The organism is Pseudomonas sp. PDM05, from assembly GCF_014851685.1.
Classification (GTDB): Bacteria; Pseudomonadota; Gammaproteobacteria; order Pseudomonadales; family Pseudomonadaceae; genus Aquipseudomonas.
Genome location: NZ_JACVAC010000018.1, coordinates 31471 through 56934, shown reverse-complemented (window position 1 = coordinate 56934; position 25464 = coordinate 31471). Strand labels below are relative to the sequence as shown.

General features: G+C 62.2%; 21 protein-coding genes. 13 read left to right on the top strand and 8 right to left on the bottom strand.

The window, feature by feature from the left end:
• Positions 1 to 3: 3 nt before the first annotated feature.
• Genes tssG through tssA form a run of 6 tightly spaced genes read right to left on the bottom strand, consistent with a single transcriptional unit; the run spans position 4 to position 6733 of the window.
• Positions 4 to 1011, bottom strand: a complete 1008-nt coding sequence (gene tssG, locus IB241_RS24965; RefSeq protein ID WP_192300845.1) for a type VI secretion system baseplate subunit TssG — start codon at positions 1009 to 1011, stop codon at positions 4 to 6.
• Positions 975 to 2744 (bottom strand): type VI secretion system baseplate subunit TssF, encoded by a 1770-nt coding sequence (gene tssF / locus IB241_RS24960; RefSeq protein WP_192300844.1) that lies wholly within the window; start codon positions 2742 to 2744, stop codon positions 975 to 977. Before tssF ends, tssG begins: the two co-directional genes overlap by 37 nt.
• Entirely contained in the window at positions 2734 to 3153 is a 420-nt protein-coding gene (gene tssE / locus IB241_RS24955) for a type VI secretion system baseplate subunit TssE (RefSeq protein WP_225595715.1), read from the bottom strand. The genes tssF and tssE overlap by 11 nt, the downstream gene beginning before the upstream one ends.
• Positions 3150 to 4625 (bottom strand): type VI secretion system contractile sheath large subunit, encoded by a 1476-nt coding sequence (gene tssC, locus IB241_RS24950; protein WP_192300843.1) that lies wholly within the window; start codon positions 4623 to 4625, stop codon positions 3150 to 3152. The genes tssE and tssC overlap by 4 nt, the downstream gene beginning before the upstream one ends.
• Before the next feature lie 25 nt (positions 4626 to 4650).
• Positions 4651 to 5148, bottom strand: coding sequence for a type VI secretion system contractile sheath small subunit (tssB, locus tag IB241_RS24945; RefSeq protein ID WP_192300842.1), 498 nt, complete (start codon positions 5146 to 5148; stop codon positions 4651 to 4653).
• Between the two features lie 31 nt (positions 5149 to 5179).
• Positions 5180 to 6733, bottom strand: coding sequence for a type VI secretion system protein TssA (gene tssA / locus IB241_RS24940; protein WP_192300841.1), 1554 nt, complete (start codon positions 6731 to 6733; stop codon positions 5180 to 5182).
• A 468-nt stretch (positions 6734 to 7201) separates the two neighbouring features.
• Here tssA and IB241_RS24935 point away from each other — a divergent pair, with 468 nt between their 5' ends.
• A complete protein-coding gene (locus IB241_RS24935) occupies positions 7202 to 7717 on the top strand; it encodes an Hcp family type VI secretion system effector (RefSeq protein ID WP_192300840.1) in 516 nt (171 codons plus the stop codon).
• Positions 7718 to 7754: 37 nt separating this feature from the next.
• Here the strand turns inward: IB241_RS24935 and IB241_RS24930 are convergent, their stop codons facing one another.
• Complete coding sequence (locus IB241_RS24930; RefSeq protein WP_192300839.1) at positions 7755 to 8576, bottom strand: aldo/keto reductase; 822 nt, start codon at positions 8574 to 8576, stop codon at positions 7755 to 7757.
• Between the two features lie 106 nt (positions 8577 to 8682).
• Between IB241_RS24930 and IB241_RS24925 the strand changes: the two genes are divergently transcribed.
• The 12 genes from IB241_RS24925 to IB241_RS24870 all read left to right on the top strand — a co-directional run bounded on the left by IB241_RS24925 (position 8683) and on the right by IB241_RS24870 (position 24369).
• Positions 8683 to 9177 (top strand): DUF1543 domain-containing protein, encoded by a 495-nt coding sequence (locus IB241_RS24925; RefSeq protein ID WP_192300838.1) that lies wholly within the window; start codon positions 8683 to 8685, stop codon positions 9175 to 9177.
• Between the two features lie 221 nt (positions 9178 to 9398).
• Positions 9399 to 9680, top strand: a complete 282-nt coding sequence (locus IB241_RS24920) for a peptidylprolyl isomerase (RefSeq protein WP_010210937.1) — start codon at positions 9399 to 9401, stop codon at positions 9678 to 9680.
• 130 nt (positions 9681 to 9810) lie between these two features.
• Entirely contained in the window at positions 9811 to 11658 is a 1848-nt protein-coding gene (locus IB241_RS24915; RefSeq protein WP_192300837.1) for an extracellular solute-binding protein, read from the top strand.
• Positions 11658 to 12719, top strand: coding sequence for a microcin C ABC transporter permease YejB (locus IB241_RS24910; protein WP_192300836.1), 1062 nt, complete (start codon positions 11658 to 11660; stop codon positions 12717 to 12719). Before IB241_RS24915 ends, IB241_RS24910 begins: the two co-directional genes overlap by 1 nt.
• On the top strand, positions 12719 to 13741 hold the full coding sequence (locus IB241_RS24905; protein WP_192300835.1) for an ABC transporter permease: 1023 nt from the start codon (positions 12719 to 12721) through the stop codon (positions 13739 to 13741). The genes IB241_RS24910 and IB241_RS24905 overlap by 1 nt, the downstream gene beginning before the upstream one ends.
• Before the next feature lie 10 nt (positions 13742 to 13751).
• Positions 13752 to 15323 carry an ABC transporter ATP-binding protein gene (locus IB241_RS24900; protein ID WP_192300834.1) on the top strand — a complete coding sequence of 524 codons (1572 nt, stop codon included), beginning with the start codon at positions 13752 to 13754 and terminating at the stop codon, positions 15321 to 15323.
• An 80-nt stretch (positions 15324 to 15403) separates the two neighbouring features.
• On the top strand, positions 15404 to 16801 hold the full coding sequence (locus tag IB241_RS24895) for a sigma-54 interaction domain-containing protein (protein WP_192300833.1): 1398 nt from the start codon (positions 15404 to 15406) through the stop codon (positions 16799 to 16801).
• Positions 16802 to 17097: 296 nt separating this feature from the next.
• Complete coding sequence (locus tag IB241_RS24890; protein WP_192300832.1) at positions 17098 to 18489, top strand: GntP family permease; 1392 nt, start codon at positions 17098 to 17100, stop codon at positions 18487 to 18489.
• 7 nt (positions 18490 to 18496) lie between these two features.
• Positions 18497 to 19270, top strand: coding sequence for a 3-hydroxybutyrate dehydrogenase (locus tag IB241_RS24885; protein WP_192300831.1), 774 nt, complete (start codon positions 18497 to 18499; stop codon positions 19268 to 19270).
• Positions 19271 to 19455: 185 nt separating this feature from the next.
• Positions 19456 to 21408, top strand: coding sequence for an acetoacetate--CoA ligase (locus IB241_RS24880; protein WP_192300830.1), 1953 nt, complete (start codon positions 19456 to 19458; stop codon positions 21406 to 21408).
• 144 nt (positions 21409 to 21552) lie between these two features.
• Positions 21553 to 24048 carry a PAS domain-containing sensor histidine kinase gene (locus IB241_RS24875; RefSeq protein ID WP_192300829.1) on the top strand — a complete coding sequence of 832 codons (2496 nt, stop codon included), beginning with the start codon at positions 21553 to 21555 and terminating at the stop codon, positions 24046 to 24048.
• Between the two features lie 45 nt (positions 24049 to 24093).
• Positions 24094 to 24369 (top strand): peptidylprolyl isomerase, encoded by a 276-nt coding sequence (locus IB241_RS24870; RefSeq protein ID WP_046383114.1) that lies wholly within the window; start codon positions 24094 to 24096, stop codon positions 24367 to 24369.
• 120 nt (positions 24370 to 24489) lie between these two features.
• On the opposite strand, the gene IB241_RS24865 is transcribed toward IB241_RS24870, so the two are convergent.
• The gene (locus IB241_RS24865; protein ID WP_192300828.1) at positions 24490 to 25395 is read right to left on the bottom strand and encodes a sugar kinase; all 906 of its coding nucleotides are present in this window, start codon (positions 25393 to 25395) and stop codon (positions 24490 to 24492) included.
• Between the last annotated feature and the right edge of the window lie 69 nt (positions 25396 to 25464).

Here is a 25464-nt window from a genome sequence, read left to right as displayed (position 1 = left end):
TCCTTAATGAAGGTTGCCGGCCAGCGTGACCACGCCGTCGGCGCGCTCGTGCCCCAGCCAAGTGGTCCAGCCCAGACGACACACATTGCGTTCGCCGATATGCAACGCGCGGATTTCGCCCTCGGCCAGCCCCAGCCTCAGGTCGTAGGCCAACGGGTCGCGCACGGTCAGCCGCACCAGCGCACACAGCGGCTGGTAGCCCGCACCGAACGGCAGGAACTCATGGAAGCGCTGCCAATCGAGCCCGACGATATGCACCCTGAACTTGCCGCTACGGTCGGCAACCCGTTCGCCCAATACCGAGTCCAGGCCAAGTCCATGATTGGCCTGGCCCAACCGGGTGAGCTGACACGGCGCGATCAGCACGCTGCGCGCCACCCACTGCTCGATAAACAAGCGCTGGTGCTTGAAGTAGTACCGCAGCACGGTCTCGATCAACGCCGCCGAATGCGCGCGCAGGCTCAACAGCCCGAGATACGGCAGCAATCGCTTGCAATCGAGTGGCGCGGCTTCGCGGATCGCCGGACCGCCCAAGCCCACCAACGCAAACATCTGCTCGGAGAAGGCATCACCGGCGCCACTGCGAAACCGAGCCTGGTAGCGATACTTGCGCCAGATCGGCAGCAACAGCCGGTGCAGGCGATGTTGAAACAGGTTGAGAAAATCCCGCGTGGTGTTGCCTCCCGACTGCTCGGCGTAGGCCTGATCGCCGTAGAACGCCGGCAGTGGCGAGCCCGCACCAAACAGCCCGAGCACATTCAGGCGCAGACGTGCGCGCAACTGGCCGTGCTCGGTGAAAAACTCCACGCGGTCAATGTCGTGCCCGGCAAACCCCAGGCCCGGGTTGGCGACAAATTCCAACTGGTCGTACAGCGCGTCCTCATCCAGCAAAGGATGGGCTTCACGCAAATGCTCAATCACCTGCAACACCGCCTGGTACAGCGAGTACTCGCGGATGCAGCGCGACAGCGGGGTTAAAGCACGGGCTGCTGGCCCATCCTGGGTGGCCATAGGTACACATCTCCTTGTGTGCTGATGACGCGAAGTTCGTGGTACGAATTGAGGCTGGCGTACAACGCGAAAAACTCATTGAGGACCGAGGCGAATACAAACACTTCGCCTTGGCCGAGAAAGCCCTGGGGGTCGATGCCCAGGTCGACGCGCAGACCGCGAACGGGCAAGCCGCGATGCAAGCGGTCGACGGCGGAGTGACTGATGGAGCGCAAGGCGTCCAGGCGTCGACGGCTGACCTTCTGTGCCTGGCGGTCGTGGTAACGCGGCAGGTCGTAGGTTTCGAGGATGACCTTCAGTGCGTTGATGTCAGTCAGCGACAGGTAGTTGAGCGACATGTGGCTGATCAGCTTCCACAGGAAGTCCTGGTCCAGGGGCGGAGCAAAGCTCTGGGTCGGTACGCTGATATTGCGGAACGCGATAAATTCCGGAGTTTGTTCGCAGGCCCTGTTGATCTCGCCGATTTGCAGTTGCCGCGGCAGGTTGTGGTTGGTGCACGTCAGCTCAACCGACAGGGTTTCCTGCTCATGCCCACGCCCACTCCTCACCACCAGCCAGGTATCCAACCCGCCATGCTGCGCCGAGGACCGTTGGCGCACGGTGTAACTTGCTGGTTTTGCGCAGTCATCAGCGTCATGTTCAAACGATTCGAACGGCACGTAGGCCTGGTAACCCAAGCCGCCTGGCCGCCACCCGGTGACGCTGTCCACGGAAAACACACTGGCGGTACCCTGGGTGAACTCACCCGGCAACAACAGGTATTCATCCCTCTTTGCGTCCAGTCGAACCGGCACCGCGTCGTGCTGGAACAGGTTGACGATGGGCGTGCAGTACAGCTTCACATTGTCCAGCGTCGGCGCTTGCAGCACCGCCCCGCGCGCCCGCAGGTCAAAGCGCAACACCAGACTGCGAGCCTGTTTCAGCACTGCGGCGGGCAGCGTGTGTAGCGCCTCCAGCCCCTCGATGTCGACAAACAGGTACTTCTCGGGAAATGCGAAGTACTCCTGCAAATGGCGATAGCCACGGAAGGTATTCTGCGGATAAGGGATCAGCGCCTGGTCCTCGGCAAACCCTACGGGGCGCACATGGTCCGGGCGCAGCCTCAACACGGCCGCGTCCGTGACCGGGCTGCCATGTTGATCCAGCAGCACCAGCTCGATGCCATCCAGGTGCCGCAGCAGGCTGAGATACAAGCCCTGACTAATGTAGCGATCACCGGCCAGGTGCAGACGCAGGGCGTCGAATACCAGCTCGCTGAAATTGCCCTGGGCGCACATGTCCAGGCGCAGGCTCATCAGCCCGCGTTCGCCTCTGGCAACGTAATCCAGCGCACCGAGTTGCAGCGGCATGATCCGCGTGGCGTAGCAGGTGCGAAAACGACAACGCTGCCCATTCACCCCCACACTCTCCACGGCAGTGTCCCGGGCCACCTGAACGGCGTGCCCGGCACGCTTGAGCGGGTCGAACTGCAAGATGCTGAACGCCGGTAACGGACGCATGTAGTTAGGCCACAACAAATGCATCAACGAGTGAGTCAGCTCGGGCAACTCGTCATCCAGCTTCTGGCGCAAGCGCCCGGTGAGAAACGCGAAGCCTTCGAGCAATCGCTCCACATCCGGGTCCTGCCCGGCATCTGCCAGAAACGGCGCCAGGGCCGGGTTGCGCTCGGAGAAACGTCGGCCAAGCTGGCGCAAGGCGCTGAGTTCGCTTTGGTAGTAACGGTTAAATGCCATCGGGCAGCACCTCGACATGGCCACCGTCACTCAGCCGCGCGCAGAAGGCGACGGGTTGGGTGATGCCATCGACGGTCAGCAAGGCTTCAATCGCGAATGCCAGGGCCAGGGGGTTGCGATCACGGGACAACAACCGGACGTGGACATTGGCCAGGCGAGGCTCGTAGGCCTGGATAAAACCCTCGATTTGCAGGCGCGACTGGCTCAATGACTCATGCAAACTGAGACGCATGTCATTGAAGTCGGGCAAGCCGTAGTCCGGCAGCGTCTGCACGCTGCCAGCACGGGTGCTGAGCATTTTCCCCAGGTGGGCGGCGACGCAGGTCACCCGTGATGCACCGGTGGGCGTCGGCTGCTCGAGACGCTCGAACAGACTGCGGTGATCGTTCACCCCTTGGCCGGCACTCATGCTTTGTCGAGCTTGCCGACCAGGGACAGAGTGAAGTCCGCCCCCATGTACTTGAAGTGCGGGCGCACGCTGAGGTTGACGCGATACCAGCCGGGTTCGCCCTCGACATCACTGACCACAATCCGCGCAGCCCGCAACGGCCGCCGGCCACGCACTTCAGCGCTGGGGTTCTCCTGGTCGGCGACGTATTGGCGAATCCACTTGTTGAGCTCCAACTCCAGGTCCGTGCGCTCCTTCCAGGAGCCCAGCTGTTCGCGCTGCAAGACCTTGAGGTAATGGGCCAGGCGGTTGACCACCATCATGTAGGGCAACTGCGTACCCAGGCGGTAGTTCAACTCCGCCTCCTTGCCTTCGGCGCTGATGCCGAAGTGCTTGGGTTTTTGCACCGAGCTGGCGGAAAAGAACGCTGCGTTGTCACTGCCCTTGCGCATGGTCAGGGCGATGAACCCCTCCTCGGCCAGCTCGTATTCGCGACGGTCGGACACCAATACTTCAGTGGGAATCTTGGTTTCGATTTCGCCCATGCTGTGGAAATGATGCAGCGGCAGGTCCTCCACCGCCCCGCCGCTTTGCGGGCCGATGATGTTCGGGCACCAGCGAAAGCGCGCGAAACTGTCGGTCAGGCGCGTGGCAAAGGCGTAGGCGGTATTGCACCACAGGTAGTGCTCATGGCTGTTGACCACGTTTTCTTGATAGGCAAAGGTCTTGACCGGGTTTTCCAGCGGATCGTATGGCGTGCGCAGCAGGAATCGCGGCACGGTGAGGCCTATGTAGCGCGCGTCCTCGCTCTGGCGAAAGCTCTGCCATTTGGCAAACTGCGGGCCTTCGAAATGATCCTTGAGGTCCTTCAGGTCCGGCAGCCCGGTAAAGCTTTCCAGGCCAAAGAAACCCGGCCCCGCCGAAGCGATAAAGGGCGCGTGGGCCATGCAGGCGACGCTGGCGGCGTACTGCATGAGCTTGACGTCCGGAGCGCTGGGTGACAGGTAGTAATTGGCAATGATCGCGCCCACGGGCTGGCCGCCAAACTGGCCGTATTCGGCGCTGTAGATATGTTTGTAAAGGCCGGACTGGGTGATTTCCGGCGAGTCCTCGAAGTCGTCGAGCAGATCCTGGCGGGCGACATTCAACAGCTCGATCTTGATGTTTTCGCGAAAATCGGTGCGCTCGACCAACAGCTGCAAGCCCTTCCACGCCGATTCCAGTGCCTGGAATTCGGGGTGATGCAGGATCTCATCGATTTGCTGGCTGAGCTTGGTATCGATCTCGGTGATCATCCGGTCGACCAGGCGTTTTTTCACCGGCTCGCCGCTGTTGTGCGGCTTGACCAGTTCTTCGATAAACGCCGCGACACCGCGCTTGGCAATGCCATAGGCCTCGTCATCGGCGCTCAGCAGTGTCTGCGCGATGATGTGATCGAGAATGCTGGCGTCGCTGCTCAGAGGCTGGGGTTGGAGGTGTGTTTGGGTGGTCATGCATCAGTGTCCTTTTACTGAAGAGTCACGGGTGGGCGCTGTTCAATCCCAGCTCTGCCAATACCCGAGCGCGGGAATCATCGTCAGCCAGAGCCTGCTCAATGGCTTTGCGGAAACTGGGGGTGTTGCCCAACGGGCCCTTGAGCGCCATCAACGCTTCGCGCAGGACCATCAGTTTGCGCAGTTCGGGCACCTGCTCGACCAGGTTGGCGGGGTTGAAGTCTTTCATCGCATTGATGCGCAACTGGATCGCCAGTTCATCGACGTCGGCGTCGTCTTGCAGGCGATTGGGCACGCTGAGGGTGAGGCTCAAGGCCTGTTTGGCGAGCACCTCGTCGAGGGTGTTCTTGTCGATGCCGATGGGTTTGCGGTCTTCCAGCTTGCGCAGGTCCTCGCGTCGGGTGAAATCCCCCAGCACCAGCAACTTCAACGGCAGTTCAACCTCTTCCTGGGCGCCGCCAACCGCCGGTTTGAACGTGATATTGATGCGTTCCTTGGGTGCAACCGAACCTTCTTTGGCCATGGTGTTTCTCCTTTTCCTGTGGCTTGAAAGCCTATTCAAGTACCGCTTCGAGATCGAAACGGCACAGCCTGCGATGGCTGTCTTCCTTGCATTCGCGCACGGCCTGGTTTTGTGGCAACAGGTCGCAACAGCGGTACAACAATTGCGCAACCTGCAGGGCCAACGCCGGTTCCCAGCGCTCCAGCCCGGCGTGTTGCAGTTCCTGATCGAGCTGTTCGAGCTGGATTTTTGCCAGCTCGTGCTTGCCCGCCAGCACACACAAGCGGGCCACGGCGAGGCGCCACTGGAAGCGTTCACGCTCGCTGGTGGCGGCTTGCATACCTTGGTTGAGTTGGCTGACGGCGGCCTTGAGCCCGTCCTTGCGCAGGATCGACATGACCTGCTGCAACGCGGCTTCCCACGGTTGCGCCGTGGCGTCGACGAGCACTTTGGGCGGCGCGGGCTGACGCAAGTGACGTTCGACATGCAGCGAGATCCAGTCGCGGGTGGCGCGGCTGGCAAAGGCTGTGCCGTCGTGAAAATGCAGTTGGGGCAGGTCCGGCAGGCGCTTGAGCAACTGGGCAAAGTCAACCTCCAGCTCGCTCATCGCCAGCTCGGCCTGCAACGCGGCGAGGCACTGCCAGGCCATGTGCAAGCCATCGAACCAGAACATCGCGGTGGCCAGGCTGGCTTCCAGCTCCAGCAACAAATCGGCGTAGTGCCCTTGGGCGAAGCGCTCCTGGTAGCGCTGGAGCTTGTCCGGCGCCGGGCCGCGCAGGCTAGTGATGCGCTCACTATTGGCGTCCGGGTAGCCGACCAGGGTCAGCCAGGCCATGGCTCGGCTCAGGCGCAGGGCGCGCAAGTCGGTGGCGTCCTGGCGCAACCACCAGGCGCAAAGGGGTCGGGCCTGATCCTGTAACGTGCGCAGGCGCTTGTGTGCGTCTTTTTCACTGTCGATGGTGGATTCGGGGGCGAGCAATTGGGTGGTGGCCTGTTTGAGCTGGGCGATCACCCCCGCCACCGCGCCGGGTGCCGGTGCGCCTTGTGTGGCGTGCTCCAGGTGCTCCGACAGTTGCCGCCGCAACGGCAGCAACATCGGTGCGTCATCCCCCAAGTGCCCGGCCCAGAGTTCATCGAGTCGCGTCAGGTGTTCGAGGATCGCTTGAAACAGCGGGCGTTGCTGGGCCAGTGGCAGGTTTTGCAGACACAGCGGCTCAAGACGCAATACCAACCAGGCAAAGGCGGCGGCACGCGTACGTGGCTTGGCGGGAAACACCTCGACCCAATGCTGCTCGCAGAGATAGCGCAGCAGCCCAAGGCCGGCGAGCAACCCCGGGAAGGATTCGCACTCATGCAGCGCCCAGGTCAGCCACACCGCGACGCGCACATCCTTTGAATGCTCGCGCAACAGGCACTCACTGATCTCGCGGACTTTCTGCCAGTCCGGCTGGCGGGTGCCGTGCATCGACTGCAACTTGGCCAGTTCTGACTCCAGCGCTTCATATTCGCTTGAATAACGCATATCACTGCCGGCAAAACTCGTTTGCGAGCAAGGTGAACGTGCAAGTTCAAGGTAATAGTCGAGGCACTTATCGGAATAGTTCATGGGCCGCCATACATGACCGTCAGAAGCAGGGCTGGCAAACTAATTGCACTTATCGCACAAAGTAGCACGCCACATTAACTTCGCTCGATCGCCGCGAAGTCAGCAAACCTTAGCCATGCATAAAACGTTCAGCAAGCAACCAATCAAGAGTTAAGGAATATCCTACACACCGCAAAAATCAAGGCCTGCGCAGCAATTTGCGCAGCACAAACGTGTAAGCCTGGCGTTATTCATGCGCACTTCAAGCAAATCCAAGAGACGCCAACATGAGCAATTAATTGCGCACTTACGCGCAACTAATCCGACTTAAATTTCGCATACTGACTAAAAGAAAACCCGCAACTTACCGCTCCAGCCATATTTCATTGGCTCACACACTTTCAGGCACGTTTCTTGTTATAGAGCCCTGCCCACCCGGCACCGTCTGTCGGGTGGAACTACCTCAACCATCAGGCAAGGAAACCCGTCATGCCAACACCCGCGTATCTCTCCATCACCGGTGTCAAACAAGGTTTGATTACGGCAGGCACGTTTACCCAGGACTCGGTAGGTAACATTTACCAGGAAGGTCATGAAGATCAGATCCTGGTCCAGGCGTTCGCCCATCAGGTGATCATTCCCCGTGATCCACAGTCCGGCCAGCCGACCGGCCAGCGCGTGCACAAACCGCTGATGATCAGCAAGATCTTCGACAAGTCGTCACCGCTGCTCTTCAGTGCGCTCACTGGCGGCGAAGAGGTCAAATGTCGCCTGGAGTGGTTCCGCACCTCGTCGGCCGGCACCCAGGAGCACTACTTCACCATCGAGCTGGAAGGCGCGACCATCGTCGACATCCAGTCGCGCATGCCGAACTGCCAGGACCCGGCCAATGCGCACTTCACCCATCTGGAGGACGTGTATTTCACCTATCGCAAGATCGTCTGGACCCACGAAGTGGCCGGCACCTCTGGCTCGGATGACTGGCGCACACCAGTCTCCGGCTGACGTCGCGGGTCGCGGCCGCCAGGGACGGCAGCCGTGACTAGACCATCGCCAGCGGGTGCTTGCGCTGGGGTGCGCAAAACACCCGGTCGATTGCGTCCAGGTCATGCTCATCCAGCACCAGTTGCGCGGCGCCGGCGTTGAGCCGCACGTGCTCGGGAGTAACGGCCTTGGGGATCGCGATGACACCGTTTTGGCGTAGCACCCAGGCCAGGCACACCTGGGCTGGGGTGACGTCATGGCGTCGGGCGATCTGCTTGAGTGTGCTGCTGTCCAGCAATGCGCCGCCCTGGGCAATCGGGCAATAAGCCATTAGCGGCAGATGGTGTTGTTGCCACCAGGGCAACAGGTCGAATTCGATGCCGCGCTCTTCGATGTTGTAGAGCACCTGGTTGGTGGCGCATGCCGGGGCGGCGAGCTCCTGGAGGTCTGCCACATCGAAGTTGGACACGCCCCAGCGGCCGATCTTGCCAGCTTCGCGCAGGCGCTCGAAGGCTTCGACAGTTTCTTCAAGGGGATACTGGCCACGCCAGTGCAGCAAGTACAGATCGATGTAGTCCGTGCCCATGCGTTGCAGGCTGGCGTCGCAGGCGCGCGGCACGCCTTTGTGGCTGGCGTTGTGCGGATACACCTTGCTGACCAGGAACACCCGGTCACGCCTGCCGCGAATGGCTTCGCCGACGACTGCTTCGGCGCCGCCTTCGCCATACATTTCAGCGGTATCGATCAGGGTCATGCCCTCGTCGATCCCCAGTTGCAGCGCGGCGACTTCAGCGCGGCGCTGCCCGGGGTCTTCGCCCATGCGCCAGGTGCCCTGGCCGATAACAGGGACCGGAACACCGGCCAGATCAATGGTACGCATGACAACCTCCTGATGAGTTCGCGGATAAACAGTGTGGCATTGGCCGGACAAAAGGGTTCAATCGCAGTATGGTTGGCGCCTGCCAAGTCGCCAGGAAGTACCTGCAATGCTGTTTGTCGTCATGCTCGGGGGCAAGCACCCACGGGCCCGGATTGAAGTGCACGATGTGGTGTTCGCCGTGGCGGATACACTGCAAGCCACCTACCCGCAACTGCGCGACGCCTGGTTTGGCAGCGCCAAGGGCGTGCACATCGATTCGTGGATGGCGGTAGACGGTGTGGATGGCTGGAAGGTCCAACTCAGTCACCTCGCCCCCCAGGCCGATGCCACGCGCCTGTATTTCATCAACCTCGGTGGTTATGCAGCCAACGTGTTTGGCGAGGCGCATCAGTACGTGCTGGTTGTGGCACGCACTGCGCGGGAGGCGAAAGCGTTGGGCAAGCAGCAGATGCTGCGTCACTGGGCCCAGGCGCATACCGATGCCGTGATGGATATAGACGACTGCCTGCCGATCGATCTGGTGGATGGGCGCTATGTTCACCTTGAACAAGCCCCACACCGGCCGATCGTGCAGCACAACGACTACATCGTGCTGCCCTGACACATCAAGCGGTCCGCTGCGGTGGGTCAGGAAGATTGAGGTGTCTGGATTTGGGGCGGCTTCGCCACCCAGCGCGGGCAAGCCCGCTCACTACATGGTGCGGTCGCGGTTGGGTGGCATGGGGCGTTGGTCAGGCGTGTCGGAACACCAGCGGAACTTTGCCGGGAAATAACCGCCTGAATCCGGTAGGCTCACCCTTTTTATTCAAGGAGTTAATCCCCATGGCCAAAGCCACCGCCCGCCACATCCTCGTTTCCACTGAAGACAAGTGCAACGAACTCAAGGCCCAAATCGAAGGCGGCGCTGATTTCGCAGAAATCGCCAAAGCCAATTCCAGCTGCCCATCCAGCCGCGACGGCGGCAATCTGGGTTCGTTCGGCCCAGGCCAGATGGTCAAGGAATTCGACACCGTCGTCTTCAGCGCCCCGGTCAACACCGTGCAAGGCCCGGTGAAGACCCAGTTCGGCTACCACCTGCTGGAAGTCACCAGCCGCCAGGACTGATCCGGTCTGCGCTGATGCCCTACACAACGGCCCGCCTTTTGGTGGGCCGTTGTGCATGTGATGACTGGCGACGCTGCCGCCGTTAGCGTACAAATCCCTATTCTTCTATACGCGGCGTTCAAGGCTGATAATGCGACTGGCTTTTTCTACCCTGCTTAGCTCTACCCTGGCCCTGCTGCTGGCCAGCAGCGCCGTGATCGCGGCACCGCTGCCGTACCTTACGGTCTATGGCGAGCCGGCCAAGTACCCCGCCGGCTTCCACCACTTTGACTACGTCAACCCCAATGCGCCCAAGGGCGGCAACCTACGGCGCTCGGCCATTGAGATCGGGCGCTTTGACCATGTGCTGCCCTACATCGACAAAGGCATCGGTGTGTCCCAGGTCGACGGCTGGCTCTATTCGCCCCTGGCCCAGCGCTCCCTGGATGAGCCTTACACGGTGTATGGCCTGGTTGCCGAGAAGATGGAGCGCGCCGAAGACGGCCTGTCGCTGCGCTTCTTCCTCAATCCCAAGGCGCGTTTCGCCGACGGCACGCCCATCACCGCCGAAGACGTGCGCTACACCTATAACCTGCTGATGACCCAAGGCCGCCTTGGCTTTCGCACGCTGTTCGCCGACGTCAAGCACGTCGAAGTCGAAGGTGAGCGCCAGGTACGCTTCGATTTCTCCAGCAATGAAAACCGCACCCTGCCCCTCGACCTCGCGACCCTGCCGGTGCTGCCCGAGCACTGGTGGAAAACCCGCGACTTCGCCAACGGCGGCGGCTACGAGGCACCACTGGGCAGCGGCCCGTATAAAGTCAGCAAGATCGATTCCGGCAGCACCATCACCTTTACCCGTGACCCCGACTGGTGGGGCAAGGACCTGCCCGTCAGCCGCGGCCTGTACAACTTCGATCACCTGAGCCTGGAATATTTCGGCGATACCGAAGTAGCGCGCCAGGTCTTGCGCGGCGGCGCCTATGACTTCAACCGCGAGTTTTCCGCCACCGGCTATTCCATCGGCTACAACGGCCCGGCCCTCGACGACGGTCGCCTGCAACGCGCGCATTTGGCCAAGGAGATGCCGCAACCGGCCCAGGGCTACGTGTTCAATGTGCAAAAACCGATGTTCAAGGACCGCCGCGTACGCCAGGCCCTGGCGATGCTGTGGGATTTCGAATGGGCCAACCGGCAGATGATGCGCAACATGTACATCCGCCAGCAGAGCTTCTTCTCCAACAGCCCGCTGGCCGCCAGCCAACCGCCGACCCCAGAGGAACTGGCGATCCTCGAACCCTTGCGCGGGCAAATTCCCGACGAAGTCTTTACGCAAGTGTTCAAGGCCCCGGTCACCGACGGCAGCGGCATGATCCGCGACAAACAACTGCAAGCCCTGGCCCTGCTGGAAGAAGCCGGCTGGAAACCCGACGGCGACCGCCTGGTCAACGCCGACGGCGAGCCGCTGGAGTTCACCTTCCTCAACACCCAGAACGGCCTTGAGCGTCTGCTGCTGCCGTACAAACGCAACCTCGCGCAAATCGGCATCACCTTGAATATCCGCCGTATCGACTCCTCGCAGTACGTCAACCGGATGATGGCGCGCGACTACGACATGATCGTGGTCGGCTTCCCGGTCACTACTTCGCCGGGGATGGAGTTGTACAACTACTTCGGCTCAGACGCCGCGTTCGATCCCGGCGCCAACAACTACATGGTCCTCAAGGACCCGGCGGTCGATACCTTGATCAAGGGTCTGGTCAAGGCCGACACCCAGGCGCAGATGCTCACCTACGCCCACGCCCTGGACCGGGTGCTGCAATGGAATTACCTGTGGATTCCCAACTACTACCCGCCCGGCACGTCCGCCGCATGGTGGAACCGCTTCGGCCGCCCTGCCGTCGAGGCGAAAAACGATGAAGCCCTGGAAAGCTGGTGGGAAATCAGCCCTACACCGCTGACAAACGAGCAGATGCAAAAACGCGGAGGCCGCCACTGATGCTTGCTTATATCGTACGGCGCCTGCTGCTGATCATCCCCACGCTGGTGATTATCCTGCTGGTCAACTTCGTCATCGTGCAGGCCGCCCCCGGCGGCCCGGTGGAGCAAGCCATCGCCCACCTGCAAGGCATCGGCGGCGGCGCGGTCGGCGGCTCGGGGGGTGACGGCATCAGCGGCGGCTCCCGGGCCAGTCGCGGCCTGGACCCGAAGCTGATCAAGGACATCGAAAAACAATACGGTTTCGACAAGCCCGCACCGGAACGCCTGTGGCTGATGCTGACGAGCTACGCCAAGCTGGATTTCGGCAACAGCTTCTTTCGCGGCAAAACAGTGATCGACCTGATCCTGGAGAAAATGCCCGTCACCATCTCCCTCGGCCTGTGGGCCACCCTGATCACCTACCTGGTGTCGATCCCCCTGGGGATTCGCAAGGCGGTGCGCCATGGCAGCAGCTTTGATGTGTGGAGCAGCACCGCCATCGTCATCGGCTACGCCATGCCAGCATTCCTGTTTGCGATGTTCTTGATCGTGGTCTTCGCCGGCGGCACCTCGCTGAACTGGTTCCCGGTGCGCGGGTTGGTCTCGGAAAACTTCGAGGAACTGAGCACCGTCGGCAAGATCGCCGACTACTTCTGGCACCTGGTGCTGCCGGTCACGTCGCTGGTGATCGGCGGTTTCGCCACCCTGACCATCCTCACCAAAAACTCGTTCCTCAATGAAATCACGCGCCAATACGTGGTCACCGCGCGCGCCAAGGGCTTGAGCGAACGGCGGGTGCTGTACGGCCATGTGTTCCGCAACGCCATGTTGCTGGTGATCTCGGGGATTCCCCAGGCGTTTATCAGCGTGTTCTTTGCCGGTTCGCTGCTGATCGAGGTGATTTTCTCCCTCGACGGCCTCGGGCGCATGAGTTACGAAGCGGCGGTGTCGCGGGATTATCCGGTGGTGTTCGGCTCGCTGTTTATCTTCACCTTGTTCGGCCTCTTGATAAAACTCATTGGTGACCTCTGCTACACCCTGGTCGACCCGCGTATCGACTTCGCCGCGAGGAACGCCTGATGTTCAACCTGTCTCCCGTGGCCCGTCGACGCTTCGAACGGTTCAAGAAAAACCGGCGTGGCTGGTGGTCGCTGTGGCTGTTTATCGGCCTGTTCATCCTGACCCTCGGCGGCGAGTTGATCGCCAATGACAAGCCCCTGGTGCTGAGCTTCAAGAACGAACTGTATTTCCCGGTGTTCAAGCGCTACACCGAGCAGCAGTTCGGCGGCCAGTTGCCGTTCCAGGCCGACTACCGCAGTGACTACGTGCAAAAGCTGATCAAACAGGATGGCGGCTGGATGCTGTTCCCGCCGATCCCATTCAGCGACGACACGCCCAACTACGAACTGACCCGCCCTGCCCCCAGCCCGCCTTCGGCCGTGAACTGGCTGGGCACCGATGACCAGTCGCGGGATGTGCTGGCGCGGGTGATCTTTGGCGCGCGGGTCTCGATCCTGTTTGCCCTGGCGCTCACCGCGATCAGTGCCGCCATCGGCATTGCCGCCGGTGCGTTGCAGGGTTACTACGGCGGCTGGGTCGACCTGATCGGCCAGCGGGTGCTGGAGGTGTGGTCGGGGCTGCCGGTGCTGTACCTGTTGATCATCCTGTCGGGCTTTGTCGAGCCTAATTTCTGGTGGTTGCTGGGGATCATGGCGCTGTTCTCCTGGCTGGCCCTGGTGGACGTGGTACGCGCCGAGTTCCTGCGCGGACGCAACCTGGAGTACGTCAAGGCCGCTCGCGCACTGGGCCTGAGCGACGCCAAGATCATCCGCCGACACATCCTGCCGAATGCCATGACCGCAACCTTGAGCTACCTGCCGTTTATTCTGACCGGTGCGATCTCCACCCTCAGCGCCCTGGACTTCCTCGGCTTCGGCATGCCCGCCGGCAGCGCCTCGCTGGGTGAATTGATCGCCCAGGGCAAGCAGAACCTGCAAGCGCCGTGGCTGGGCCTTACGGCGTTTTTCACCCTGGCACTGATCCTGTCGCTGCTGGTGTTTATCGGCGAGGCATTACGTGATGCCTTCGACCCCCGTTCATGAGTGACTGCAGATGAACCTGATCGAAATCCGCGACCTCAGCGTCGCCTTCAGCGGCCAGACCGTAGTGAACAAGCTGAGCCTGGACGTACGCCCCGGCGAGTGCCTGGCACTGGTGGGCGAATCGGGCTCGGGCAAGTCGGTCACGGCCCACTCGATCCTGCAATTGCTGCCCGAAGCCGGCACGCAAACCACAGGCTCCATCCAGTACCGCGGCCAGGAGCTGATTGGCGCGCCGGCCTCGACTCTGCAAAAGCTGCGCGGCAACCGCATTGCAATGATCTTCCAGGAGCCAATGACGTCCCTGAACCCACTGCACAGCATTGAAAAACAGATCGGCGAAACCCTGCTGTTGCACAAGGGCCTGGGCGGCAAGGCGGCGCAGGCGCGCATCCTCGAATTGCTCGATCTGGTGGGCATCCAGAATCCCCGGGAACGCCTCAAGGCCTACCCGCACCAACTCTCCGGCGGCCAGCGCCAACGGATCATCATTGCCATGGCCCTGGCCTGCGAGCCGGAACTGCTGATCGCCGACGAACCCACCACCGCGCTGGACGTGACGGTGCAGCGCAAGATCCTGCTGCTGCTCAAGTCACTGCAACAACGCCTGGGCATGTCGTTGCTGCTGATCAGCCACGACCTCAACCTGGTGCGCAGCATTGCCCAGCGCGTGTGCGTGATGCATGCCGGCGAGATCGTCGAGCAGGCCGATTGCCAGACCTTGTTCAACGCGCCGCAGCATCCTTACAGCCGTCTGCTGCTGGATGCCGAGCCGGCGGGTGACGCGCTGTGCAGCGAGGAGCGCGAGACCGTGTTACAGGTTGACGACCTGACCGTGCAATTCCCCCTCGGCGGCGGCCTGTTCCAGCGCAAAACCTACCTGCGCGCGGTGGACGGCATCAGCCTCAGTGTGCAGCGCGGCAAGACCCTGGGGATTGTCGGCGAATCGGGCTCGGGCAAATCCACCCTGGGCCAGGCGATCCTGCGCTTGCTCGACTCCACCGGCAGCATCCGCTTCCAGGGCGAAGCCCTCGACCCGCTCAATCATCAGCAGATGCGCCCGTGGCGCAAGCAGATGCAGGTGGTGTTCCAGGACCCTTACGGCAGCCTCAGCCCACGCATGACAGTGCAGCAGATCATCAGCGAAGGCCTCGAAGTGCATGCGCCGTGCAGCGTTGCAGACCGTGACGCGCAAGTGATCCAGGTGCTCAAGGACGTCGGCCTCGACCCTGCCAGCCGGCATCGTTACCCCCATGAATTCTCCGGCGGCCAACGTCAACGGATCGCCATCGCCCGCGCCCTGGTACTCAAGCCCGCATTGATGTTGCTGGATGAGCCGACCTCGGCCCTCGACCGCACGGTGCAGAAGCAGGTGGTGGCGCTGTTGCGTGAGTTACAGGAGAAGTACGGCCTGACCTACCTGTTTATCAGCCATGACCTGGCGGTGGTGCGGGCGATGGCCCATGACATGATCGTGATCAAGGACGGCAAGGTCGTGGAGCGCGGCGCAAGCCAGCAGGTATTCGAAGCGCCCCAGCACGCCTACACCCAGGAGCTGCTGGCCGCCGCGCACATCCCCCTGTAAACCCATCCCCCTGTGGGAGCTGGCTTGCCTGCTCCCACAGGACCGCACTCCTACTCCCATTTTGTGTTGGCGACATAAGCATGAACACCAACGAAAGCCTCAAGGATTACCAACAGGTGCGCGGCCTGGCCATCCAGTCGCTGTTCGAGATCATCGAGCAGTCCAGTGAAGGCACGGTGATTGTCGACCGCGACGCGAATATCGTCTGGATGAATGAGCGCTACGCCAAGCGTTTCGGCTTGAAAAGCGCCGACGAGGCCATCGGCCAGCCGTGCGAACAGGTGATCTCCAACAGCCTGCTACGCCAGGTGGTGCGCAATGACCAGCCGATCCTGCTGGATATACAGGACACGCCCAAAGGCCCGTTGGTGGTGATGCGCCTGCCGATCCACAACGATGCCGGCGCGGTCATTGGTGCGATTGGCTTTGCGCTGTTTGATGAGCTGCGCAACCTGTCGCCGCTGATCGAACGCTACCTGAGCATGCAGCAGGAACTGGCTTCGACCCGTTCGTTGCTGCGTTCGCGTCAGAGCAAATACAACTTCGCGCACTTTATCGGCACCAGCGCCGCCAGCCTTGAAGTCAAGCGCCGTGCGCGGCGCAGTGCCAGTGCCGAGTCGCCGGTGTTGCTGCTTGGCGAAACGGGCACCGGCAAGGAGCTGCTGGCCCAGGCGATTCACGGCGCATCGAAGCGGGCACACAAGGCGTTTGTCAGCGTCAACAGCGCGGCGATTCCGGCCGACCTGCTGGAGGCCGAGTTCTTCGGCACCGCGCCGGGCGCATTTACCGGCGCCGACCGCAAGGGCCGTCCCGGCAAGTTCCAGATTGCCCAGGGCGGCACCTTGTTCCTCGACGAAATCGGCGATATGCCCCTGCCCCTGCAAAGCAAATTGCTGCGGGTGTTGCAGGAAAAGGAGTTCGAGCCGGTAGGCTCCAACGAGATGCTGCACAGCGATGTGCGGGTGATTGCCGCCACGTCCATGGACCTGGAGGCGGCGATCAAGCGTGGCGAGTTTCGTGCGGACCTGTATTACCGCCTGAATGTATTGCCGATCCAGGTGCCGCCGTTGCGTGAACGATTGGAGGACATCCCAGCGTTGAGCGAAGCGATTCTGGAGGAGTTGCGCAGCCAGCACGAACTGGATCGCGAAGCCCTGGCGCTGCTGGCGCAACATGCGTGGCCGGGGAATATCCGCGAACTGCGCAATGTGCTGGAACGGGCGGCGTTGCTCAGTGATGACCTGGTGTTGAACGCCGAGGACGTTCGCGCAGCCATCGGCACCTTCACCCCGGTGCAACGCACTGCCGTGGCGACGGTAGCGGGCGAGAGCTTCAGCGCGGCGCGGGAGCGCTTTGACCGGCAGATCATTGCGGCGGCGTTGGCGGCCTGTGGCGGGAATGTGGTGGAGGCAGCCAAGCGGCTGGGGCTTGGCCGCTCGACGCTGTACAAAAAGATGCAGGCCCTCGGCATCGCCTAGTCTCCAAACAGAGACAACACTCTCCCTATCAAGACAGCCTCCTGTGGGAGCGGGCTTGCCCGCGAAGGCGGTGGTTCAGCCGACGTATCTTTGACTGATACTGCGCCTTCGCGGGCAAGCTCGCTCCCACATTTGTTTCGCGACCGTCTCAAATTCGAGACATTATTCGAAACCGCGAACAGAAATAAATAATTTATTCTTATATTTCAACAACTTAATATCTTGGCACGCATCTCGCTATAGCCTCTCCCCACCGCAACACCCACAAAAATAACAATTCGATCTGGAGACACTCCATGAGTGTAATCATCGCCCTGGCAGCCCTCGCGCTGCTGATGCTGGCTGCCTACCGTGGCTATAGCGTTATCCTGTTTGCCCCCATCGCCGCCCTCGGCGCCGTCCTGCTCACCGACCCGTCCGCCGTCGCGCCTGCCTTTACCGGGGTGTTCATGGAAAAGATGGTCGGCTTTATCAAACTGTATTTCCCGGTGTTCCTGCTCGGTGCGGTGTTCGGCAAGCTGATCGAGCTGTCGGGCTTTTCCCGTTCGATTGTCGCCGCCGCGATCCGCTTGCTCGGCACCCGCCAGGCAATGCTGGTGATCGTGCTGGTCTGCGCCCTGCTCACCTACGGCGGTGTGTCGCTGTTTGTGGTGGTGTTTGCGGTGTACCCATTTGCCGCGGAGATGTTCCGCCAAAGCAATATCCCCAAGCGCCTGATCCCGGCGACCATCGCCCTCGGCGCCTTTTCGTTCACCATGGACGCCCTGCCCGGCACGCCACAGATCCAGAACATCATCCCCAGCACCTTTTTCAACACCACCGCCTGGGCCGCACCGTGGCTGGGCCTGATCGGCACGGTCTTCGTGTTCTGCGCCGGCATGCTCTACCTGGCGCGCCAGCGCAACAAGGCGCAGCGCGCCGGTGAAGGGTATGGCACCGAGTTGCGCAATGAGCCGGAAACCGCCGAAAACCTGGCGCTGCCCAACCCGTGGATCGCGCTGTCGCCGCTGATCCTGGTGGGGGTGATGAACCTGCTGTTCACCCACTGGATCCCGCAGTGGTACGGCAAGACCCACAGCCTCGCGCTGCCGGGCATGAGCGCGCCGGTGACCACCGAGATCGCCAAGCTCACCGCGATCTGGGCGGTGCAGGCAGCGTTGTTGGTGGGGATTATCGTGGTGCTGGTGTTCGGCTTCTCCGCGATCAAAAGCAAGCTTGCCGAAGGCAGCAAAAGTGCGGTCAGCGGCGCGTTGCTGGCGGCGATGAACACCGCCTCGGAATACGGCTTCGGTGCGGTAATTGCCTCGCTGCCGGGCTTTTTGGTACTGGCAGACTGGCTCAAGGGCATTCCCAACCCGCTGGTCAACGAAGCGATCACCGTGACGCTGCTGGCCGGTATCACTGGGTCCGCGTCGGGTGGTATGAGCATTGCGCTGGCAGCCATGTCCGAGAGCTTTATTTCAGCGGCCCATGCGGCCAATATCCCCCTTGAAGTGCTGCACCGCGTCGCCGCCATGGCCAGCGGCGGCATGGACACCCTGCCCCACAACGGCGCGGTGATCACGCTGCTGGCGGTCACCGGCCTGACCCACCGCGAAGCCTACAAGGACATTTTCGGCATCACGATTATCAAGACCCTCGCGGTGTTCGTGGTGATCGGTACTTTCTACGCCACTGGCATTGTGTGAGGTTTCCATGACGACATTGAACGGCAAGACCGCCCTGGTCACCGGTTCCACCAGCGGCATAGGCCTGGGCATCGCATTGAGCCTGGCCAAAGCCGGCGCCAACCTGATCCTCAACGGCTTCGGCGACGCCAGCGCGGTGATCGCCCAGGTGCAGGCGTTCGGCGGCAAGGTCGGGCATCACCCGGCCGACGTCAGCGACCCGGCGCAGATCGCCGACATGCTCGCCTACGCCGAGCGCGAGTTCGGCGGCGTCGACATCCTGGTCAACAACGCCGGCATCCAGCATGTGGCGGCGGTGGAAGACTTCCCCACCGAGCGCTGGGATTCGATCATCGCCATCAACCTGTCGTCGGTGTTCCACAGCACCCGCTTGAGCCTGCCGGGCATGAAAGCCAAGGGCTGGGGGCGCATCGTCAACATCGCCTCGGTACACGGCCAGGTCGGTTCGGTGGGCAAGGCGGCCTATGTGGCGGCCAAGCACGGCGTGATCGGCCTGACCAAGGTGGTGGGCCTGGAAACCGCGACCAGTAACGTGACGTGCAATGCCATCTGCCCGGGCTGGGTATTGACGCCGCTGGTGCAGAAGCAGATTGATGATCGCATCGCCACGGGCGTGGACCCGCAGCAAGCGCAGCATGATTTGCTGGCGGAGAAGCAGCCGTCGCTGGAATTTGTGACGCCGCCGCAGTTGGGTGAGTTGGTGCTGTTCCTGTGCAGCGAAGCCGGCAGCCAAGTGCGTGGCGCGGCGTGGAACATCGATGGCGGCTGGTTGGCCCAATAAACGCAAACCTGGACAACACTGGAGATACAAATGTAGGCAAGGGCTTGTGTGGGAGCGGGCTTGCTCGCGAAGGCGGTGGTTCAGCCCAAGCATCTGTGACTGATACTCCGCCTTCGCGAGCAAGCCCGCTCCCACATTGGGCCTGTGTTGCCTGGCAGACTCAAACAAGAACAAGAGATCTCGCAATGTCCGACATCCTCTGGCAACCCTCCCCGGAACGCATCGCCAATACGCGCATGGACCAGTTCCGCCGCTACATCAACAGCCACTACAACGTGCAACTCAACGACTACCCCGCCCTGCACCAGTGGAGCATCGACCAGCGCCCCGACTTCTGGCAGGCCATCGTCAGCTTTTTCGACGTGCAGTTTCGCAGCCCGCCCAGTGCCGTACTGATTGAACAAAGCGCCATGCCCAGCGCCCAATGGTTCCCCGGCGCCACCCTGAATTTTGCCGAGCACCTGCTGCGCCGCCGCGACGATCACCCCGCCGTGGTCGCCATCAGCGAAGACGGCCAGCGCGAGCAGTTGACCTACGCCGAACTGGCCGCACACGTCGCGGGCCTGCAAACAAGCCTGCGGGCCATCGGCGTGACCCAGGGCGACCGCGTCGCCGCGTGCATGCCCAATACCTGGCAAACCCTGGTGGGCATGCTTGCCACCACCAGCCTTGGTGCGATCTGGTCATGCTCATCGCCGGATTTCGGCACCCAGGGCGTGATCGACCGTTTCGGCCAGATCGAACCCAAGGTGCTGATCACCTGCGCCGGTTATCGCTATGCGGGCAAAGATATCGATCAAAGCGCCAAGCTCAATGAAATCCTCGAACGCCTGCCGTCCCTGGAGCAACTGATCGTGGTGCCGTACGCCAAGCCCCAGGCGCGGGTCGAGGACTACCGGAGCGGGGCCAACGTGGCCCTGTGGGACGACTTCTACCGACCCGGCGGCGATCCGCAATTCGTCGCGGTGCCGTTCGATCATCCGCTGTACATCCTCTATTCCAGCGGCACCACCGGGGTGCCCAAGTGCATCATCCACGGCACCGGCGGCGTGCTGCTCACGCACCTCAAGGAACACGGCCTGCATGCCGATCTGTGCCGTGAGGATTGCCTGTTCTACTACACCACCTGCGGCTGGATGATGTGGAACTGGCTGGTGTCGGTACTGGCCATCGGCGCCACAGCGGTGCTGTATGACGGTTCGCCGTTCCACCCTGGGCCCGAGCGCTTGCTCGACTTGATCGATGCCGAAAAGATCAGCGTGTTCGGCACCAGCCCCAAGTTTCTCGCCACCCTGGAAAAGGCCGGTCTGCAACCGCGCTTGAGTCACGATTTGCGCAGCCTCAAAGGCTTGATCTCCACCGGCTCGCCCCTCTCGCCGCAGAGCTACGACTATGTGTACCGCGAGATCAAGGGCGAGCTGTGCCTGTCGTCCATGTCTGGCGGCACCGATATTGTGTCCTGCTTTGTGATCGGCAACCCGGTGCTGCCGGTGCGCCGTGGCGAGATGCAGTGCAAGAGCCTGGCGATGGCCATTGAAGTGTGGAACGACCGCGGCCAGCCGTTGATCGGTGAAAAAGGCGAGTTGGTCTGCACCCGGCACTTCCCGGCGATGCCCATCGGCTTGTGGAACGATCCGCACCAGACGAAGCTGCGCGCCTCGTATTTCAGCCAGTTCCCTGGCGTCTGGGCCCAGGGCGACTACGCCGAGCAACGCCCGAACGGCAGCCTGCTGATCCACGGGCGCTCCGACGCCGTGCTCAACCCCGGCGGCGTGCGAATCGGCACGGCGGAGATCTATCGCCAGGTGGAAAAAGTCCCGCAAGTCATGGAAAGCCTGGCCATCGGCCAACGTTGGCAGGATGACGTACGGGTGGTGCTGTTTGTGCGCCTGGGCGACGGCATCGCCCTGGATGAGGCGCTGGAGCAGCAGATCCGCCACGTCATCCGCGCCAACACCACGCCACGCCATGTACCGGCAAAGATCCTCGCCGTCACCGACATCCCGCGCACCATCAGCGGCAAGATCGTCGAATTGGCAGTGCGCAATGTGGTACACGGCGAGCCGGTGAAAAACACCGATGCGCTGGCCAATCCCGAGGCCTTGGAGCAGTTTCGCGACCGGCCTGAGCTGGCTTGAAAGATGAAAGGTTTCAGCCCTGACCCACTCATTTGAAGACAACCCCCCAATGCATGCTATTTTTCGAGGGGTAGTCAGCCGTTCCCTTGTCACGGGATAATCGGCGTTTGTCATATTTCAAAGCGTTACGCTCAGGGCTTTTTCATGAATGGAACATCCACCGTCAGCGAAGCCGGCGCATTGATCGCACGGCTGGACTGGGCGCAAAGCCCTCTCGGTGAAGCCAAAAACTGGCCGCAAAGCCTGCGTACGGCGGTGGATATTGTCGTCCACTCGCCGATGCCGATGCTCCTGCTGTGGGGCAGCCAACTGACCCAACTGTACAACGACGGCTTCGCCGCCCTGGCAGGCAACAAGCACCCACAGGCGCTCGGCCAGCCGGCGCACCAGACCTGGCCGGAATTGCACAGCTTTACCGCACCGATCTACGACGCGGTGCTCAGCGGCCAGGTGCGCACGTTCAGCGAGCAGCCCTTCGTCCTGCAACGCAACAACCGCGACATGGAAATCTGGCTGGACCTGACCTACAGCCCGATCCGCGATGAAAGTGGCAGCGTGGCCGGCATCCTGGTCACCGCCATCGAAACCAACGAGCGCCGCAAGGCCCAGCACAACACCGAGCAACGCCTGCAACTGGCGCTGGCAGCGACGGACGCCGTCGGCACCTGGGATTGGGACATCGCCGAAGACCGCTTTATTGCCGACGCCCACTTCGCCTACCTGCACGGCGTCGACCCGGATACAGCCGAGCTGCTGCCGATCAGCGACTACCTGCACGGCGTGCATCCCGAAGACCGTGGCATGGTGACGCGCAGCATCAAGCACTGCATCACCTTCGGCACCGAGTACGCCGAGGAATACCGCCTGCAACAAGCCGACGGCACCGTGCGCTGGGTGTTCGCCCGCGGGCGTTGCTACAAGGACCATCAGGGCCGCCCGGCGCGCTTTCTCGGCGCCGCCCTGGACCTCACCGAACGCAAGCACACCGAACAGGCCCTGCGCCAAAGCCAGACCGAGCTGCAGTTGATCATCAACGCCATGCCGGTGCTGATCGGCTATGTCGACCACGAGCAACGCTTTCGCCTGAACAACAGCGCGTACCTGGACTGGTACGGCATGACGCCCCAGGAGCTGTACGGCAAGACCATCCGCGAAGTGCTCGGCGACGAGGTGTATGCCGGGCGCCAGGACCAGATCAACGCCGCGCTCAACGGCAAGGCATGCAGTTTCCTGACCATCACTCCACACCGCGACGGGCGCCCGCGCCATGCGCTGATGAAGTACCTGCCGCGCTTCAGCAACGACGGCTCGGTGAACGGCTTCTACATCTTTGTGATCGACGAGACCGAACGCAAACTCACCGAGGAAGCCCTGCGCCACCTCAACGAAAACCTCGAAGAGCGCGTGGCCCAGCGCACCCAGGCATTGGCCGAGGCCAACCAGCGCCTGCAAAACGAAATGTTCGAACGCGAGCGCGCCGAAGATGCGCTGCGCCATGCGCAAAAGATGGAAGCGGTCGGCCAGCTCACGGGCGGCATTGCCCACGATTTCAACAATATGCTCACCGGCATCATCGGCAGCCTGGACCTGATGCAGCGTTACATCGCCGCCGGGCGCAGTGAAGACATCGGCCGTTTTACCGATGCCGCCGTGTCCTCCGCCCATCGCGCCGCCGCCCTCACCCACCGTTTGCTGGCCTTCTCACGGCGCCAATCCCTGGACCGCCGTCCGCTCGACCCGAACCAGTTGGTGGCGTCACTCGAAGAGTTGTTCCGCCGCACCAAGGGCGCCCATATCAACCTCAAGGTGCAATTGGGCCACGACATCTGGCCGGTGAACACCGACGCCAGCCAGCTGGAAAACGCTCTGCTCAACCTGGTGATCAACGCCCGCGACGCCATGCCCGACGGCGGTGAACTGCTGATCGAAACCGCCAACAGCTACCTCGACGGCACCGACATCACCACCCTGGAACCAGTCAAAGCCGGTGACTACGTGATGCTCGGCGTATGCGACAACGGCTCCGGCATGGCGCCGAAAATCCTCGCCAAGGCGTTCGACCCGTTCTTCACCACCAAACCCATCGGCCAGGGCACCGGCCTTGGGCTGTCGATGATCTACGGCTTTGCCCAGCAGTCCGGCGGGCACGTGACCATCCACAGTGAACCGGGCCAGGGCACCTGCGTGCGTCTGTACCTGCCGCGCCTGCATGGCACCGCGCTGGAAAGCAGCCTGCCGGCCAGCGTCGGTGAAGCGCCGGTGGCCCTGGCGGGTGAAGCCGTGGTGGTGGTCGAAGATGACGCGGCGGTGCGCATGCTGGTGGTCAATGTGCTCGGCGAATTGGGCTACACCGCGCATCAGGCGGCGGATGCACGCACCGCCTTGCCGCTGCTGGAATCGGATCTGCGCGTGGACCTGCTGGTCACCGACGTCGGCCTGCCGGGCATGAACGGCCGGCAACTGGCCGAGATCGCCCGCCAGCACCGCCCGGGCCTGCGCGTGTTGTTCATGACCGGTTACGCGGAAAAGGCCGCCGAGCGCCAAGGCTTCCTGGAGGACGGCATGGACATGGTGGCCAAGCCGTTTTCCATCGACCTGCTGGCCACGAAAATCCGCAGCATGATCAGCGTCGTCGAGTGAGTTCAGGCATAATCGCGCGCCGTTGCACGTACCTGGTAGAGATCAATGAAAGCCCAAGCCCGTCATATCCTGGTGAAAACCAGCGAAGAAGCCGAACAACTCAAACAGCGCATTGCCAAGGGCGAAGCCTTTGACGTGCTGGCCAAGAAGTACTCCACCTGCCCATCGGGCAAGCGCGGTGGGGATTTGGGCGAGATCCGGCCGGGGCAGATGGTCGGGGCGATTGATGCGGTGATCTTCAAGAAGCCGCTGCGGGTGGTGCATGGGCCGGTCAAGAGCAAGTTTGGGTATCACCTGGTGCAGGTGTTTTACCGGGATTGAGGGTTGGCTTGAGGCCGCTATCGCAGGCAAGCCAGCTCCCACAGGCGGCCGCGTTTTGTTTGAAGGAATGCGCTCGAATGTGGGAGCCGGGCTTGCCCGCGATCCGCCGCAGGCGGCCATTCACCGAGGGATCAACGCCCCCGGCACCTGAATCACCCGACTCGCCAACCCATGCCCCGCCACCGCCGCTTGCTCCGGCGAACCGCCCTTCAAGCGACTGGCCAGATACGCCGCACTGAACGAATCCCCTGCCGCCGTCGTATCCACCACCTTCCCGACCTCCACAGCCGGCACGGCAAAGTGCTCGCCCTTGAAACGGATCAGGCATTCCTGCGCGCCACGCTTGAGCACCACTTCGTCAATCCCCGGATACGCCGCGAACACCTGCTCACTGCTGGCATAACCAAACAACCCGCGCTCGTCATCTTCGGTCAGCAAGGCCATATCCACCTCGGCCAATACCTTGTGATAGGCCACACGCGCCGCTTCGACGCCGGCCCACAAACGCGGCCGGTAGTTGTTGTCAAACACCACCTTGCCCCCGCGCCGGCGGGTTTCGACCAGGGCTTGCAGCAAGCGCTCGCGGCCGACTTCGCCGAGCACCGCCAGGGTAATGCCGCTGAAATACACCACGTCGTAGCCCGGCAAGGCCGCCAGGATCGGCGCGGCGGCAGGCGTGGTGAAGCAGTCGCGCACGGCGGCTTCGTTGCGCCAGTAAAGAAATTTGCGCTCGCCGCTGGCGTCGGTCTGGATGCAGTACAACCCCGGCAAACGTCCCGGCAGGCGCTGGACCATGTCCAGGCCGAGGCCTTCGTCGCGCCATTGCTGGCACATGGCGTCGCTGAAGCTGTCATCGCCCAGGGCGGTGACGTAATCGACGCGGCCCAGGCTGCCCAGCTCGCGGCGCAGGTACACCGCCGTGTTGAGGGTGTCGCCGCCGAAGCTCTGGTGCAGGCTGCCATCGGCGCGGTGTTGCAGTTCGATCATGCATTCGCCGATGAGGGCGATGTGGGGGTGAGCAGTCATGATGGGGTCTCGGGTGTGGCTGATGGCCTCTTCGCCAGCAAGCCCACACACATTGGATTGGGTTCACAG

Excerpts from the sequence above, each read along its gene's own strand:
- IB241_RS24880 (WP_192300830.1), top strand. The coding sequence starts at position 19,456 with ATGTCCGACATCCTCTGGCAACCCTCCCCGGAACGCATCGCCAATACG.
- IB241_RS24920 (WP_010210937.1), top strand. The coding sequence starts at position 9,399 with ATGGCCAAAGCCACCGCCCGCCACATCCTCGTTTCCACTGAAGACAAG.
- IB241_RS24865 (WP_192300828.1), bottom strand. The coding sequence starts at position 25,395 with ATGACTGCTCACCCCCACATCGCCCTCATCGGCGAATGCATGATCGAA.
- IB241_RS24890 (WP_192300832.1), top strand. The coding sequence starts at position 17,098 with ATGAGTGTAATCATCGCCCTGGCAGCCCTCGCGCTGCTGATGCTGGCT.
- IB241_RS24905 (WP_192300835.1), top strand. The coding sequence starts at position 12,719 with ATGTTCAACCTGTCTCCCGTGGCCCGTCGACGCTTCGAACGGTTCAAG.
- IB241_RS24870 (WP_046383114.1), top strand. The coding sequence starts at position 24,094 with ATGAAAGCCCAAGCCCGTCATATCCTGGTGAAAACCAGCGAAGAAGCC.
- IB241_RS24935 (WP_192300840.1), top strand. The coding sequence starts at position 7,202 with ATGCCAACACCCGCGTATCTCTCCATCACCGGTGTCAAACAAGGTTTG.
- IB241_RS24875 (WP_192300829.1), top strand. The coding sequence starts at position 21,553 with ATGAATGGAACATCCACCGTCAGCGAAGCCGGCGCATTGATCGCACGG.
- tssG (WP_192300845.1), bottom strand. The coding sequence starts at position 1,011 with ATGGCCACCCAGGATGGGCCAGCAGCCCGTGCTTTAACCCCGCTGTCG.
- tssC (WP_192300843.1), bottom strand. The coding sequence starts at position 4,625 with ATGACCACCCAAACACACCTCCAACCCCAGCCTCTGAGCAGCGACGCC.
- IB241_RS24885 (WP_192300831.1), top strand. The coding sequence starts at position 18,497 with ATGACGACATTGAACGGCAAGACCGCCCTGGTCACCGGTTCCACCAGC.
- IB241_RS24930 (WP_192300839.1), bottom strand. The coding sequence starts at position 8,576 with ATGCGTACCATTGATCTGGCCGGTGTTCCGGTCCCTGTTATCGGCCAG.
- IB241_RS24895 (WP_192300833.1), top strand. The coding sequence starts at position 15,404 with ATGAACACCAACGAAAGCCTCAAGGATTACCAACAGGTGCGCGGCCTG.
- tssA (WP_192300841.1), bottom strand. The coding sequence starts at position 6,733 with ATGAACTATTCCGATAAGTGCCTCGACTATTACCTTGAACTTGCACGT.
- tssF (WP_192300844.1), bottom strand. The coding sequence starts at position 2,744 with ATGGCATTTAACCGTTACTACCAAAGCGAACTCAGCGCCTTGCGCCAG.
- IB241_RS24925 (WP_192300838.1), top strand. The coding sequence starts at position 8,683 with ATGCTGTTTGTCGTCATGCTCGGGGGCAAGCACCCACGGGCCCGGATT.
- IB241_RS24910 (WP_192300836.1), top strand. The coding sequence starts at position 11,658 with ATGCTTGCTTATATCGTACGGCGCCTGCTGCTGATCATCCCCACGCTG.
- IB241_RS24915 (WP_192300837.1), top strand. The coding sequence starts at position 9,811 with ATGCGACTGGCTTTTTCTACCCTGCTTAGCTCTACCCTGGCCCTGCTG.
- IB241_RS24900 (WP_192300834.1), top strand. The coding sequence starts at position 13,752 with ATGAACCTGATCGAAATCCGCGACCTCAGCGTCGCCTTCAGCGGCCAG.
- tssE (WP_225595715.1), bottom strand. The coding sequence starts at position 3,153 with ATGAGTGCCGGCCAAGGGGTGAACGATCACCGCAGTCTGTTCGAGCGT.
- tssB (WP_192300842.1), bottom strand. The coding sequence starts at position 5,148 with ATGGCCAAAGAAGGTTCGGTTGCACCCAAGGAACGCATCAATATCACG.